The organism is Methylococcus mesophilus, from assembly GCF_026247885.1.
GTDB classification, from domain to species: domain Bacteria; phylum Pseudomonadota; class Gammaproteobacteria; order Methylococcales; family Methylococcaceae; genus Methylococcus; species Methylococcus mesophilus.
Genome location: NZ_CP110921.1, coordinates 1,254,541 through 1,268,043 on the forward strand (window position 1 = coordinate 1,254,541; position 13,503 = coordinate 1,268,043).

General features: G+C 64.0%; 12 protein-coding genes. 9 read left to right on the plus strand and 3 right to left on the minus strand.

Annotation, left to right across the window (positions count from 1 at the left end; all coding sequences use genetic code 11):
• Positions 1 to 40 precede the first annotated feature (40 nt).
• The 3 genes from OOT43_RS05660 to OOT43_RS05670 form a co-directional block, all read right to left on the minus strand.
• Complete coding sequence (locus tag OOT43_RS05660; protein WP_266023833.1) at positions 41 to 1,726, minus strand: Calx-beta domain-containing protein; 1,686 nt, start codon at positions 1,724 to 1,726, stop codon at positions 41 to 43.
• Positions 1,727 to 2,100: 374 nt separating this feature from the next.
• Positions 2,101 to 3,825 carry a multicopper oxidase family protein gene (locus tag OOT43_RS05665; RefSeq protein WP_266023834.1) on the minus strand — a complete coding sequence of 575 codons (1,725 nt, stop codon included), beginning with the start codon at positions 3,823 to 3,825 and terminating at the stop codon, positions 2,101 to 2,103.
• 233 nt (positions 3,826 to 4,058) lie between these two features.
• A complete protein-coding gene (locus OOT43_RS05670; RefSeq protein ID WP_266023835.1) occupies positions 4,059 to 4,751 on the minus strand; it encodes a class I SAM-dependent methyltransferase in 693 nt (230 codons plus the stop codon).
• Between the two features lie 333 nt (positions 4,752 to 5,084).
• On the opposite strand from OOT43_RS05670, the gene OOT43_RS05675 reads away from it, so the two are divergent.
• The 9 genes from OOT43_RS05675 to OOT43_RS05715 all read left to right on the plus strand — a co-directional run bounded on the left by OOT43_RS05675 (position 5,085) and on the right by OOT43_RS05715 (position 13,472).
• The gene (locus tag OOT43_RS05675; RefSeq protein ID WP_266023837.1) at positions 5,085 to 5,621 is read left to right on the plus strand and encodes a copper resistance protein NlpE; all 537 of its coding nucleotides are present in this window, start codon (positions 5,085 to 5,087) and stop codon (positions 5,619 to 5,621) included.
• Between the two features lie 98 nt (positions 5,622 to 5,719).
• Entirely contained in the window at positions 5,720 to 7,471 is a 1,752-nt protein-coding gene (locus tag OOT43_RS05680; RefSeq protein ID WP_266023838.1) for a proline--tRNA ligase, read from the plus strand.
• 57 nt (positions 7,472 to 7,528) lie between these two features.
• Complete coding sequence (hslV, locus tag OOT43_RS05685) at positions 7,529 to 8,092, plus strand: ATP-dependent protease subunit HslV (protein ID WP_266023839.1); 564 nt, start codon at positions 7,529 to 7,531, stop codon at positions 8,090 to 8,092.
• Entirely contained in the window at positions 8,089 to 9,411 is a 1,323-nt protein-coding gene (hslU, locus tag OOT43_RS05690) for an ATP-dependent protease ATPase subunit HslU (RefSeq protein WP_266023840.1), read from the plus strand. Before hslV ends, hslU begins: the two co-directional genes overlap by 4 nt.
• Before the next feature lie 2 nt (positions 9,412 to 9,413).
• Positions 9,414 to 9,779 carry a DUF971 domain-containing protein gene (locus OOT43_RS05695; RefSeq protein ID WP_266023841.1) on the plus strand — a complete coding sequence of 122 codons (366 nt, stop codon included), beginning with the start codon at positions 9,414 to 9,416 and terminating at the stop codon, positions 9,777 to 9,779.
• Positions 9,780 to 9,811: 32 nt separating this feature from the next.
• Positions 9,812 to 10,558, plus strand: a complete 747-nt coding sequence (ubiE, locus tag OOT43_RS05700; protein ID WP_266023842.1) for a bifunctional demethylmenaquinone methyltransferase/2-methoxy-6-polyprenyl-1,4-benzoquinol methylase UbiE — start codon at positions 9,812 to 9,814, stop codon at positions 10,556 to 10,558.
• 2 nt (positions 10,559 to 10,560) lie between these two features.
• Positions 10,561 to 11,223, plus strand: coding sequence for a ubiquinone biosynthesis accessory factor UbiJ (locus tag OOT43_RS05705; RefSeq protein ID WP_266023843.1), 663 nt, complete (start codon positions 10,561 to 10,563; stop codon positions 11,221 to 11,223).
• Complete coding sequence (gene ubiB / locus OOT43_RS05710) at positions 11,220 to 12,848, plus strand: ubiquinone biosynthesis regulatory protein kinase UbiB (protein ID WP_266023844.1); 1,629 nt, start codon at positions 11,220 to 11,222, stop codon at positions 12,846 to 12,848. Before OOT43_RS05705 ends, ubiB begins: the two co-directional genes overlap by 4 nt.
• 66 nt (positions 12,849 to 12,914) lie before the next feature.
• The gene (locus tag OOT43_RS05715) at positions 12,915 to 13,472 is read left to right on the plus strand and encodes a thioredoxin family protein (protein WP_266023846.1); all 558 of its coding nucleotides are present in this window, start codon (positions 12,915 to 12,917) and stop codon (positions 13,470 to 13,472) included.
• Positions 13,473 to 13,503 lie beyond the last annotated feature (31 nt).

The window sequence follows — 13,503 nt, forward strand, 5'->3', positions numbered from 1 at the left end:
GCCGGCCCTTTTTTACCGCCTCGGGCCTTCCGGATGGCGCTCAATCATCATCGGCAATGGCGACTGCTGCATCCGTGGCAGGCAGGCTGGTGTATTCCTTCTTTTCCGCAATGGCCAGGGTCACCATTTCCGTCCCTTCGGCGAGGTGGTCATTGCGTAGTTTCACCGAAACGTCCACGCTGGCGACGCCTTTTGGCAGGGTGACCCGGAGCTTGGGCTTGATATAGTCCTTGCCCGGCTGAGCGGTGCCGCCCAGCGTCAGATTAACGGTCAAGGACCTGTCCATCGGCGTCTCGCGAGACACGGTAAAAACCAGCCGCTCTCCGCTTCCTTCGGCAATTTCGGTCCGGGCAGCCGACACCCAGACACGCGGAAGCGAGCCCAACAGCACCTCGCCGCTGATCTGGGACATGGTTGTCAGATCGGGTTTGAAGCGCAGGGTGCTGCGGAGCCTGCGGATCGCGGCAGGATTCGCCGCAGCGATCTCTTTGGCCGCGCCGATGGCCGCACTCACTTGGCCCTGCGTCGGCAGGGTGCCAGTGGCCGTGTTTTCATTGTGCGTCAGTGTCCGCCTGAGATCGCCCGCACCCGCAGCTTCCCTGGAATTCCCGATCGCCGTGGTCAACAGACTCTTGTCCGCCTCCTGGCTGGCCTGATAGGTCAACGTGAAGCGGGCATGATCGGCGGCGAACGCGGAATAACGTTCCTGGAAGAATTCGAGGATCCGGACGGCGGTACCGCGCATGGAGCCGGCCAGCCGCTGGAACTGCAGTTGCGTCGAGGGCTGGGTCCGGCTGCCTTCCTCGTTGCGCTGCAAGACGATTGTAGCGGCGTTCACCCCGTCATTGGCCGCCGCGGGAATTTCCCAGGTAATGGTGCGGCGAAGGCCGGTCGCGGCCTCGCCAGTCGTAGCGTCGGTCTTGAGCACAGCAGCAGGAAAGTCTTCCGCCAGCCGGGACGACACGAAATCGGCGGCATCGGCCGGCAGGGTCGCCAGATAACGCAGCACAATCTGCGAATTCGTCAGCAGAGGCTGTATGGACATATCGCGATCCGCGAGCGCCAGATGCTTGTGCAAATCGGCCGTCCTGGCCATCCTGGCTTCCACCGTCCCGTCCAGCCGGGTAGTGACGCTCATGTCCTGCTCCGCCAGTGACAGCACCTCGTTCGACAGAGCGGCGGCATACTGGGGCAGCAGATCGGCGTTTTTCTTCACGTCGAAGGCGTTTTTCGGCTCGAAGAACACCAGCGGCACGTCGTGCGTCAGATTGTTGATGTTCTTGTCCTGGGCACGGACGTCGATCGAAAACGATCCGATCTGAGGTAGCCCGCTGAGGCGTGCAGCCGTGTTTCCCTTGAACGACCCGGCATATCGCAGCAGGGTCCGGGCCGCCGCCAAACGCTGCTTCGCCAGTCCGGCGTTCTTGGTTTCATCCAGCGACGCAAACGGTTTGACGTAAAACGGCATCTCCCCCGCCACCGTCAGGCTATGGCAGCCGGCCTTTTCGCAGCTCTTGGCCGGGTTCGCTTCATTGATCGTCAGGCCGTAATGGTCCACGGAGACGGAATCCTTGACGTGGCACTGATCGCAGGTGGCGTCCTTGGCCGGGTGATGTTCGGCCACGCCGGCCGTTTCACCATCGATGGCGTCCATGAGCTGGAGGACGGCACGGAATTGGTCCTCCGTGTCCGTAACGGGCCGGTTGACGTTGAACTTTACGGTCAATATATGCCGAGTGCCCTCGAAAGGGTCCGGCGGCGCAGCATTCGCCGGATTCAGGCACAACGGAATCAAAACACCTAAGCAATTCATGGAGGATCGGGAAAAAAGGAGGTGAAATCTCATGTTGGGCTCGCGTGGTTTTGTTATTCGGAAAAGGTACGGCTATCCAAACGGTGAAGCGGATTTGATACGAATTCAAATGATAACGATTCGTATTTACTGATTCAATCGCAAGTCCACATGCGCGCCCCGAATTTCTGGAGGAATCAATGAGGGAAACCGGGGGCTACCACTCCCTCCCGTCCCTGAGGGACGCAGGAAAAGACGAGTGCCTCGCAAGCTCGGGCAGGACATTCCTTATCCTGCCCGAACTTCGTTCATTCGATGGAAAACTCGCGCATCATGCCCATGTCCTCGTGCTCCAGGTTGTGGCAGTGGTACATGAAAAGGCCCTTGAAGTCCTGGAATGGCTTGATCAGACGGATACGTTCGCCGGGCATCGCCAACACGGTGTCCTTCCAGCCACTGTCGACGAAGCCATCGCGCACACTGGCATAGTCGTCCATCGTCGCATTGCTCACCGTGCGGCTGACGATCTGGAAGGACTGGCCGTGCAGATGGATGGGATGCGCCATCGACATCATCGTGCCCATGCCGCCCTCCATGCCCCCACCGTGTCCTCCCATCATCCCCATGCCACCGCGATGTCCCATCATGCCCATCCCCATGCCGCCATGCATGCCCATGCCAGGCCCGCCTCCTTGCTCCATGCCCTCTCCCCCTCCTCCATGCCCCGAACCACCGTGGCCGTGGAATATCTCCAGCAGTTGGACGCTGCCCAGCGGAATCCGCTCGAACGGCTGCAGGTCGTCGTGGGCATACGGCCGCCGGTTGATCAGCATGGACATCGGTCCTTCGGAAATCTCCAGGGGCACCGGTTTATCCGGATTGGCGGTATCGGCCAGGGTGTAGCGGGAAACCTTCGCAAGGCGCCTCGGCAGGCTGGGGCTTTCGCTCACCCGCCGGTTCACCCGGACCGTGAACAGCGGATAATCGCTGCCCGGCGGCAAGGCGCTGTGCATCATCTCGCCCATCATCCGCCGCGCCATCATCGGGAGAGCCCCCGAAAACGGCAGGCTCCGCATCACCAGCTGCGAACCGACACCGCGTCCGCTGAAATCCGCCCAGACGTCCAGGCGCTCGCCCGGCGCGAGCATCACATAGGGCTTGACCTCCGGCGTCTCCAACAGGCCGCCGTCGGTACCGATGACCGTCAAGGGCGTGCCGTCGTCCCAGCCCAGCTTGTAGATGCGGGCGTTCGAGCCATTCATGATCCGCAGCCGATAGGCCCGGCTCGCCACCTCGACCGCGAAGTCCGGCCGGCCGTTGACCAGGATGCGGTCGCCGTGAAACCCCATCATCCGCTCGTGCATGTGGCGGACATAGACGAGCTGGTTGTCGGCATCGAAACGCCGGTCCTGCAGCACGATGGGGATCTCGTATTCCCCCGCGGGCAGGCCCAGCGCCGCCTCCTCATCGTCGTTCACCAGGATGCCGCCCGCCAGGCCGTGATAGACCTGCCGCCCGGTGAGCTCGTGCGGATGCGGATGATAGATATTGAGGCTCGCCCGGTTGAGCACCTCGAATTCGTAAACGAAAGTCTCTCCCGGATCCATCGCGTACATCGGGTGGCCATCCATCAGCGCCGGGACATGCATGCCGTGCCAGTGCGCGATGGTCGGCTCTGCCAGCTCGTTGCGGAAATGGATGCGCACCTTCTGCCCCTTGTGCAGACGCATGACCGGGCCCAGATAAGACCCCGGCAGGTTCGTCAACGTGCCTTCCGGGCCTTTCATCAGCCGCGCGGCGTACTGCAAAACCCGCGTCGGCTGGCCGGGCAGGATGGCCATCGAAGACTGGCGTGCCGCCAGCTCGATTTCCACGTCCGGGACGAAAGCGGGTGATGCCTTGTTCGGGCTGAGCTTCGGACCGGCCGGCATGGTCATGGCCTGCACCCAGGCCGGCACCCCGGCGAGAGCGAACAGACCCAGACCGGTCTGACGGAGAAAACGGCGGCGTGACGCATGGATGCTGGACGGCATAACCCCTCCTGTCGACCTTGAGGTCGCTTTAGTTATGGCGAACCTTCAGCTGCTGCGGGTACCGCCAGCCGGGAGGCTCGTGGTGGACGGACTCCCGCACGGATGGCGGACGGGATGCCCTTGGCAGCATTGTATATAAGTTTCCGGTGATATCGACATTCAATCGGCGGGGCCTGGTCAACGGCTTGATCCGTCGAATACCGCCGCAGAACGGCATGGCGCGCCATGGAAACTCACGGCTGCACCCGCCCGGAGAACATCGCCACGCAGCCCCGCACCGTCAGGGTATAGGAAGGAAAATGGGTCGCCAGCACTTGGCGCAGGTCGTCCTGGCTGTCATCCCGATTGCCGAACACGCCCTTGCGGTTGTAAAGCGCCATCAGCCGCCTCCCCAGCGCGTTGTGGCACACTCCCCGGCCGAGAATGGTGCTGCCGAAGATGACCCCGGATTCCGGCGCCAGCAGGGGCAGCAGATGGCCGAACACCCGCGGGCCTTTCTCCGCCAGACTGCCGGGCAGGCAATGCAGCAGGTAATTCACCCCGATCGACGAAAACCCCGATTCGGGAAGCGAGAGGGGCTGGGTGACATCGGCCAGGCAGGTGCTGGGCCGATAACGCCGCAACCGCCGCGCGGAGGTCTGCAAGCTGTTGGGATTCACATCGAGCAGGACGATGGAGGGCCGAGCGACCGGAAAGCGGCAACGGTCGAGAAAGTAGCCGGTGCCGACGCCGACTTCCAGATGCCGCGGCGACACCCATCGGTCATAGAGATCCAGGATGCGGCGGGTGGGGCAGCGCCAGGCGAAGGTATTGGAAAGCCCCAGCACATAGACGTCGTACACCGAGAGAATCGCGCGGCCATAGAGGGCGGCGCTGGGCGGCAAGGACGGCGGATCGGGGTTTCGAGAGGCGAGCGGATCGTTCACGTGGGGCGCCGGCGCTGTGGAAGAACGCACAATCTATTCGTCCTCGCCGCCCTCAACAAGACCTGGGCAGAGACTGGCGGGGCGCGGCCGGAGCAGCGAGGACCGGAGAACGAAGTCCAGGATTCAGGTCGTTCCGATCGCTCGAGAAAGCCGTGTCGATTCACGGCGTCCCTCCCCCTCGCACATGTGGGCCGATGCAAACAAGCGCCGACAGATGTGCCCCAGAGGGAGGAGTCTGTGTAAAAATTCAGACTTGGCGTGCGTGGCTTGGCCTTGCGCGGGCTTCGGTCCGCGACGCCCGCCGCAGACTGAACAGACATTACAGAAACTCCTATGCAGACATCGAACGGAAAAATGATCAAGCAGGCGTCCTTCCTCATCTTCAGTGCGCTGCTGGGCGCGGTCCCGCCCGCCTCGGCGGAAAGCGACAAAGAGCTCCAGGAAAAAGCCCTCAAGGCACGCGAACTGGGCCAGCAAGGCGCCATGGACCATTCGGCGCATGCCGCCGAGGAAGCGGCTGGCAAATTCCGCGGCGTCTTCTACGGCTACCTGCCCTGCCATGAAGAAAATTGCGACGGCCTGAAAATGACGCTGTCCTTGAACGACAAGGACCGATATCTCCTGGTGATCCAGCCCGCGAAGCCGCAAAATCGGGAATCCTTCGAAAAAGGCAAATACCGGTGGGACGACAAGAACGGCATCGTCCTGCTGACCCCCAACAAGGAAGCTCCGCCGCGCCGGCTGGCCATCAAGGATGAAGGCACCCTGGTCTATCTCGCCAGCGACGGCAAGCCGCTGCCCGGCGACCAGGACCGGTATAGGCTGGAGCGGAGCGACAAGGCCGGCAACCGGGAAATGCACATTCATTGATGATTCCGCGAACACCGCCTTCTGGCGAAATCCTGCTGACTTGCGCCGCCATATCCCGATAAAATAAGGGATTTTCCAACCGCCCAACGACTCCCCCCATGCGCACCTCCCAGTTCCCCCTGAGCACCCTGAAGGAAACCCCGTCCGACGCCGAGATCGTCAGCCATCAGCTCATGCTGCGCGCCGGCCTGATCCGGAAGCTGGCGGCGGGCCTCTACACCTGGCTGCCGCTGGGATTGAAGGTGTTGCGCAAGGTCGAGCGGGTGGTGCGCGAGGAGATGGACCGGGCCGGGGCGTTGGAAGTGCTCATGCCGGTGGTGCAGCCGGCCGAGCTGTGGCAGGAGTCGGGGCGCTGGGAACAGTACGGACCGGAGCTGGCGCGTTTGAACGACCGCCACGACCGGGCGTTCTGCCTCGGACCGACCCATGAGGAAATCATCACCGATCTGGCCCGCAACGAACTGAAGAGCTACAAGCAGCTCCCGGTCAATTTCTACCAGATCCAGACCAAGTTCCGCGACGAGATCCGGCCGCGCTTCGGGGTGATGCGGGCGCGCGAATTCCTCATGAAGGACGCCTACTCCTTTCATCTGGACAACGAGTCGCTGGCCCAGACCTACGACGCCATGTATCTGGCCTACAGCAACATCTTCAGCCGCCTGGGGCTGAAATTCCGCCCGGTCCTGGCCGACACCGGCGCCATCGGCGGCAGCCATTCGCACGAGTTCCATGTGCTGGCCGACTCCGGCGAGGATGCCATCGCCTTCTCCACGGGCAGCGATTACGCCGCCAACATCGAGCAGGCTGAGGCCGTGGCTCCTGCAACGCCACGCACGGCTCCAGCCGCCGAGCTGCTCAGGGTCGAGACGCCGGGCAAGAAGACCATCGCCGAGGTGAGCGAATTCCTGGGCGTTCCGGCCGAGCGCATCCTCAAGACCATCGCGGTCATGCAGACCATCGTCGATGCCGACGGCCTGGACCGCGACGTGTTCGTGAAAGTCCTGCTGCGGGGCGACCACGAGCTGAACGAGATCAAGCTGGGCAAGGTGCTGGGCAAGTTCCGCTTCGCCAGCGAGGACGAGATCGAGCGCCACATGGGCTGCCGCCCCGGTTACATCGGCCCGCTGAACCTGCCGGCCGAGGCCGCTTTCGGCCCAGCCTATGCCGACCGCGCCGTGGCCGCGATGAGCGACTTCGTCTGCGGCGCCAACGAGGCCGGCTACCACTTCTCCGGCGTCAACTGGGAGCGCGATCTGCCGCTCCCGCAGGACGAGTATCTGCGCGACCTCCGCAACGTGGTCGAGGGCGACCCCAGCCCGGACGGCTTAGGAACCTTGAGCATCGCCCGCGGCATCGAGGTCGGCCACATCTTCCAGCTCGGCACCAAGTACAGCGCGGCGCTGAACGCCACCGTGCTCAACGAGGAAGGCCGCAGCCAGGTCATGGTGATGGGCTGCTACGGCATCGGCGTATCGCGGGTGGTCGCGGCGGCGATCGAGCAGAACCACGACGAGCGCGGCATCCTATGGCCGGAAGCCCTGGCGCCGTTTCAGGTCGCGCTGTGCCCGATCAACATGCAGACCTCCGAACGCGTGCAGGCCGCCGCAGACCGGCTCTACGCCGATCTCATGGCCGCCGGCTTTGAGGTGCTGTACGACGACCGCAAGGCCCGCCCCGGCGTGATGTTCGCCGACATGGAGCTGATCGGTATTCCGCATCGCATCGTCGTCAGCGAGCGCGGGCTGGATGCCGGCACCCTGGAATACAAGGGACGCAGAGACGCAGACAGCCAGCAGATCGGGATCGACGGCGTTGTCGAATTCCTCTGGAGCCGTTCGGAAACCCGGTAAGCATCGGCCGCATTCGTATAGAATGCCTACGCTTGGCCCACGACTCTTAGAAATCCTGTGGAAAATTTTCACGGTACAACCATCGTCTCCGTCCGCCGGGGCAATCAGGTGGTGATCGGCGGCGACGGCCAGGTCACGCTCGGCAACACGGTGATGAAGGGCAATGCCCGCAAGGTGCGGCGCCTCTATAACGGGCGCGTCATCGCCGGGTTTGCCGGCGCCACGGCAGACGCCTTCACCCTGTTCGAGCGCTTCGAAAACCAGCTGGAAAAGCATCGCGGCAACCTCACCAAGGCCGCAGTGGAACTGGTCAAGGACTGGCGCACCGACCGCATGCTGCGCCGGCTGGAGGCCTTGCTGGCCATCGCCGACGACAAGGCCTCGCTCATCATTTCCGGCAATGGCGACGTGATCGAGCCGGAGAACGGCCTGATCGCCATCGGCTCGGGCGGCCCGTTTGCCCAGTCGGCGGCCCGCGCCCTGCTCGAAAACACCGAGCTGAGCGCCCGCGACATCGTCGAACGCTCGCTCAACATCGCGGCCGACATCTGCATCTACACCAACCGCAATCTGACCATCGAAGAACTCGAGATCGCGCAGAATTCCAGTACCCCAGCATGAGCCAGATGACTCCCCGCGAAATCGTCCACGAGCTGGACAAGCACATCGTCGGCCAGGCCGATGCCAAGCGCGCCGTCGCCATCGCGCTGCGCAACCGCTGGCGCCGGGCCAACATCGGCCAGCCGCTGAGGGACGAGATCACTCCCAAGAACATCCTGATGATCGGCCCGACCGGCGTCGGCAAGACCGAGATCGCCCGCCGCCTGGCCCGGCTGGCCAACGCGCCGTTCATCAAGATCGAGGCGACCAAGTTCACTGAAGTCGGCTACGTCGGCCGCGACGTCGAGTCCATCATCCGCGACCTGATCGACGCGGCGATCAAGATGACCCGCCAGGCCGAAATGGCGAAGGTGCAGAGCCGGGCCGAGGCCGCCGCCGAAGAGCGCGTGCTCGACGTGCTGGTGCCGCACGCCAGCACCTGGAACGCCGACGAGGAGGGCGATTCGCCGGCGCGGCAGAAATTCCGGCTGAAGCTGCGCAGCGGCGAACTGGACGACAAGGAGATCGAAATCGACGTCTCGGCCGCCCCGATCGGCGTGGAGATCATGGCGCCGCCCGGCCTCGAAGAAATGAGCAGCCAGTTGCAGAACCTGTTCCAGAACATGCAGTCGGGGCGCACGAAGAGCCGCAAGCTGCGGGTCGGGGATGCGCTCAAGCTCCTTAAGGAAGAAGAGGCGGGGAAAATGGTCAACGAGGAGGAGATCAAGCTGCGGGCCGTCCAGGCGGTGGAGCAGAACGGCATCGTCTTCCTCGACGAGTTGGACAAGATCTGCAAGCGCGGCGAATACGGCGGTCCGGACATTTCCCGCGAAGGCGTGCAGCGCGACTTGCTGCCGCTGGTCGAAGGCAGCACCGTCAGCACCAAGTACGGCGCCATCCGCACCGACCATATCCTGTTCATCGCTTCCGGAGCCTTCCATCTGGCCAAGCCGTCCGATCTGATCCCGGAGCTGCAGGGGCGGTTCCCGATCCGGGTGGAGCTGAATCCGCTGTCGGCCGACGACTTCGTGCGCATCCTCACCGAGCCGGACGCCTCGCTGACCGCGCAATACACCGCCTTGCTGGCGACCGAAGGCGTCAACCTGGAATTCGCCGACAGCGCCATCCGCCGTATCGCCCAGATCAGCTGGGAGGTGAACGAGCGCACCGAGAACATCGGCGCCCGCCGGCTGCACACGGTGCTGGAGCGCCTGCTGGAAGAAATCTCCTTCGACGCGCCGGACCGCGCGGGCAACAGCATCACGATCGACGCAGCCTACGTCGACGCCCACCTGGGCTCCCTGGCTCAGGACGAAGACCTCAGCCGCTACATTCTGTGACCATGAGCGATCCGACACCCTTAGCCATCACCCTGCACCGGGAGAGCCGGGTGCTCGAGGTATCCTTCGACGACGGCAGCCGCTTCGAACTGCCTTGCGAATACCTGCGCGTGTATTCGCCCTCGGCGGAAGTGCGCGGCCACGGTCCCGGGCAGGAAACCCTGCAGCTGGACAAGGAAGAAGTGACCATCACGGCCATCGATCCGGTCGGCAACTACGGCATCAAGCCGACCTTCAGCGACGGCCACGACACCGGCATCTATACCTGGAAGCTGCTCTACGACCTCGGCCGGCACTACACCGCCCTATGGCACGAGTACCTCGGCAAAGTCTCGGCGGCGGGTTGCAGCCGCAAAGCCGGCCACTGACCTAACGCCTTCCGCCATTTTCGAGAACACTCATGAGCGACAATACCACCCACTTCGGCTTCCGCACCGTGCCCGAGGGCGACAAAGCGAGCATGGTCCGCGCCGTGTTCGACTCCGTCGCCGGCAAGTACGACGTCATGAACGATCTGATGTCGATGGGCGTCCACCGGATATGGAAACGGATCGCGGTCGATCTGGCACATGTCCGCTACGGCGAGAAGGTGCTGGACCTGGCCGGCGGCACCGGCGACCTGACGGCCCTGTTCCGCAAGCGCGTCGGCGCCAAGGGATTCGTGGTGCTGTCCGACATCAACGCGGAAATGCTGGGGCGCGGCCGCGACCGCATCATCGACGAAGGCATAGCCGAATCGGTGGCTTACGCCCAGATCGACGCGGAAAAACTGCCCTTTCCTGACAACAGCTTCGACTGTATCAGCATCGGCTTCGGCCTGCGCAACGTCACCCACAAGGACGAAGCCTTGAAATCCATGCACCGCGCCCTGAAGCCGGGGGGACGGGTCATCGTGCTGGAATTCTCCGAGGTCCACAACGAACTGCTCAAGAAGGCCTACGACCTGTACTCGTTCAAGGTGCTGCCGTTCCTGGGCAAGCTCGTCGCGAACGACAGCGAGAGCTACCGCTACCTGGCCGAATCGATCCGCATGCACCCCAACCAGGAAAAACTCAAGGCCATGATGCAGCAGGCCGGCTTCGAGCGCTGCGAATACTTCGACCTGATGCAGGGCATCGTCGCCGTGCACCGGGGCTACAAGCTCTGAGCATGGCCCGGACCCTGAAACTCCTGTTCGCGGCCGCCTTGAGCGGCGCCCTGGAGAAGGCCTTGTCGCGCTATGTTGCCTTGGGTACCTCGAGCCGCATGCGGCTGGAGGCACTCGCCGGCAAATCCGTTGCTTTGGTGCTGACGCCCCCCGGCATCGGCCTCTTGTTCTGCCCCACCCCCGACGGCATCCAGGTGCTGCGGGAAAGCACGGCCACGCCCGACGCCGTGATCGCAGGCTCCCCCCTGACTCTGGCGCGGATGGCGTTAAGCCGGGACAAGATCGGCCCCGGCACCGCCGGATCGCTGGTGCTGGAGGGCGATACCGAGACCGCGCGGAAGTTTTCCGAATTATTGAAAGACCTCGATATCCCCTGGGAGGCGATCATCGGACGCTATCTGGGACCACCGGCGGCCAGGGAAATCGCCGGCGCGGGGCAGACGCTCCAGAGCTGGAGCGCCGACGTCGGCACCAGCGTGCGCCTGGACCTCCGCGAACTGCTGCAGGAGGAGACCCGGATCGTACCCGCCGGCCCCGAGGCCGATGCCATGTACACGGCGGTCGACCAGTTGCGCGACGGCATCGCACGGTTGGAAACCCGGCTTGCCCGTCTCGAAAAAACGCTGCCTGCCGCCCCCCGCAACCTTCAGCCGAAAACGCCGTGATCCCGATCCGACTCGTCAGCCGCTTATTGCACATCCAGCAGGTCCTGGTCCGCCATGGGCTCGACGAACTGGTCGAAGCCACCCATCTGTATCGCCCGTTGCGCTACGCCGCCCGGTTCCCCGCGGGGCTGCGCGCTCGCAACCTCGAAGCGCCGCGCGCCGCGCGCATCCGCCAGGCACTGGAGGAACTGGGACCGATTTTCGTCAAGTTCGGCCAGACCCTGTCTACCCGCCGGGACCTGCTGCCCGACGACATAGGCGAGGAACTGGTCAAGCTGCAGGACCGCGTGCCCCCGTTTCCCGGCACCGAGGCCCGCCGGACGGTCGAATCTGCGCTGGGCCAGTCGGTCGGGACGCTGTTCCGGTCCTTCGACGAGGAGCCGCTGGCTTCGGCGTCGGTCGCCCAGGTCCATGCCGCCCGGCTGCACAGCGGCGAAGAGGTCGTGGTCAAGGTGCTGCGGCCCGGCGTCCAGGCACGGATCGAGGCCGACATCGAACTTCTCTATGCCCTGGCAGGCATGGCGCACCGGTTCTGGCCGGATGCCCGGCGGCTCCGCCCGGCGGAAGTGGTGGCCGAATTCGAAAAGACGATCCTCGACGAGCTGGACCTGGTGCGGGAGGCAGCCAATGCCGCCGAGATCCGGCGCCGCTTCGAGACTTCCGAGATTCTCTACATCCCCAAGATCTACTGGGACTACACCCGCCGCGACGTGATGGTGATGGAGCGCATCTCCGGCATTCCCATCGGCGACGTCGCCCAGCTCAGGCGTGAAGGTGTCGACCTCAAGCTGCTGGCCGAACGCGGCGTGGAAATCTTTTTCACCCAGGTGTTCCGCGACAGCTTCTTCCATGCCGACATGCATCCCGGCAACATCTTCGCCACCCCGGACGCCCGCTACATCGCGGTCGACTTCGGCATCGTCGGCAGCATCTCCAAGGCCGACCAGTACTACGTGGCCGAGAATTTCCTGGCTTTTTTCAACCGGGACTACCGCCGCGTCGCCGAGATGCACGTCGAGTCCGGCTGGGTGCCGCGCACCACCCGGGTCGAGGAATTCGAATCGGCCATCCGCAGCGTCAGCGAACCGATCTTCGAAAAGCCGCTGAAGGAAATCTCCTACGGCCAGGTGCTGCTGCGGCTGTTCCAGGTGGCACGGCGCTTCGACATGGAAGTGCAGCCGCAACTGGTGCTGCTGCAGAAGACTCTGCTCAACATCGAAGGCTTAGGACGCGAACTCTACCCCGAACTCGACCTCTGGCAGACCGCCAAGCCTTTCCTCGAACACTGGTTCCAGGAAGACAGGGGACCGAAGTCCGCGGTCAAGAAGCTGGGCGCCAAGCTGCCGGAATGGGCCCAGCAGTGGCCGGAAGTGCCGGGCCTGGGCTACCAGGCGCTGGACCGCGCGGTCAACGGCAGGCTCGAACTCAGCATCCGCTCGGACGAACTGCGCGCCCTGAGCCGGGAAGTCCGCCAGGGGCAGCGCCGCATCCTGGGCGGCATCGGCGGCGGCTCGCTGATCCTGAGCGCCGCCATCCTGGGCACCACCTTCGCCCAATCGGCACTGGTCTGGCTGCTGGCAGCCCTCGGCTTAGGCCTGTTCGCCTACGCCTGGACCCTGCGCTGAAACGGTGCAAGCGACTCGCGCGATGTCTGTTATGATGCGGCAGTCCCCGGCTCTGAGCGCGCAAGCATGGTAAGCACCGAAACCCCTGTATGCGAATTCGGTCTGAAAGCCGTCAATTTCGCCCTGCCAGGCGTCGACGGGAAGACCTGGACGCTGGAGCAATGCCGCGGCCCCAGGGGCCTCCTGGTCATGTTCATCTGCAACCATTGCCCCTACGTCAAGGCCGTGCAGGAGCGCCTGGTGCGCGACGCCAGGGACCTCCAGGCGCTGGGCATCGGCGTGGTGGCGATCCTGTCCAACGATCCGACCGACTATCCGGAGGATTCGTTCGAGAACATGAAGAAGATCGCCTCGGAAGTGGGCTATCCCTTTCCCTATCTGCTGGACGAAACCCAGGCGGTCGCCAAAGCCTATGGCGCCGTGTGCACCCCGGATTTCTTCGGCTACAACGCCGATCTCGAACTGCAGTACCGCGGCCGGCTCGACGCCAGCCGCAGGGAAGCCGCCCCGCCCGACTGCCGCCGGGACCTGTACGAGGCCATGAAACAGGTGGCCGAGACCGGCAAGGGCCCGGCCGAGCAGATTCCCAGCGTGGGCTGTTCGATCAAGTGGCGTGACGCCTGACGGCGATTTCAAGACTATAAGAACCAAGGAG

What these genes read in the sequence shown, in the direction of transcription:
- OOT43_RS05665 (WP_266023834.1), bottom strand. Translation starts at nt 3,825, where the DNA reads ATGCCGTCCAGCATCCATGCGTCACGCCGCCGTTTTCTCCGTCAGACC.
- OOT43_RS05695 (WP_266023841.1), top strand. Translation starts at nt 9,414, where the DNA reads ATGAGCGATCCGACACCCTTAGCCATCACCCTGCACCGGGAGAGCCGG.
- hslU (WP_266023840.1), top strand. Translation starts at nt 8,089, where the DNA reads ATGAGCCAGATGACTCCCCGCGAAATCGTCCACGAGCTGGACAAGCAC.
- OOT43_RS05675 (WP_266023837.1), top strand. Translation starts at nt 5,085, where the DNA reads ATGCAGACATCGAACGGAAAAATGATCAAGCAGGCGTCCTTCCTCATC.
- OOT43_RS05715 (WP_266023846.1), top strand. Translation starts at nt 12,915, where the DNA reads ATGGTAAGCACCGAAACCCCTGTATGCGAATTCGGTCTGAAAGCCGTC.
- ubiE (WP_266023842.1), top strand. Translation starts at nt 9,812, where the DNA reads ATGAGCGACAATACCACCCACTTCGGCTTCCGCACCGTGCCCGAGGGC.
- OOT43_RS05680 (WP_266023838.1), top strand. Translation starts at nt 5,720, where the DNA reads ATGCGCACCTCCCAGTTCCCCCTGAGCACCCTGAAGGAAACCCCGTCC.
- OOT43_RS05705 (WP_266023843.1), top strand. Translation starts at nt 10,561, where the DNA reads ATGGCCCGGACCCTGAAACTCCTGTTCGCGGCCGCCTTGAGCGGCGCC.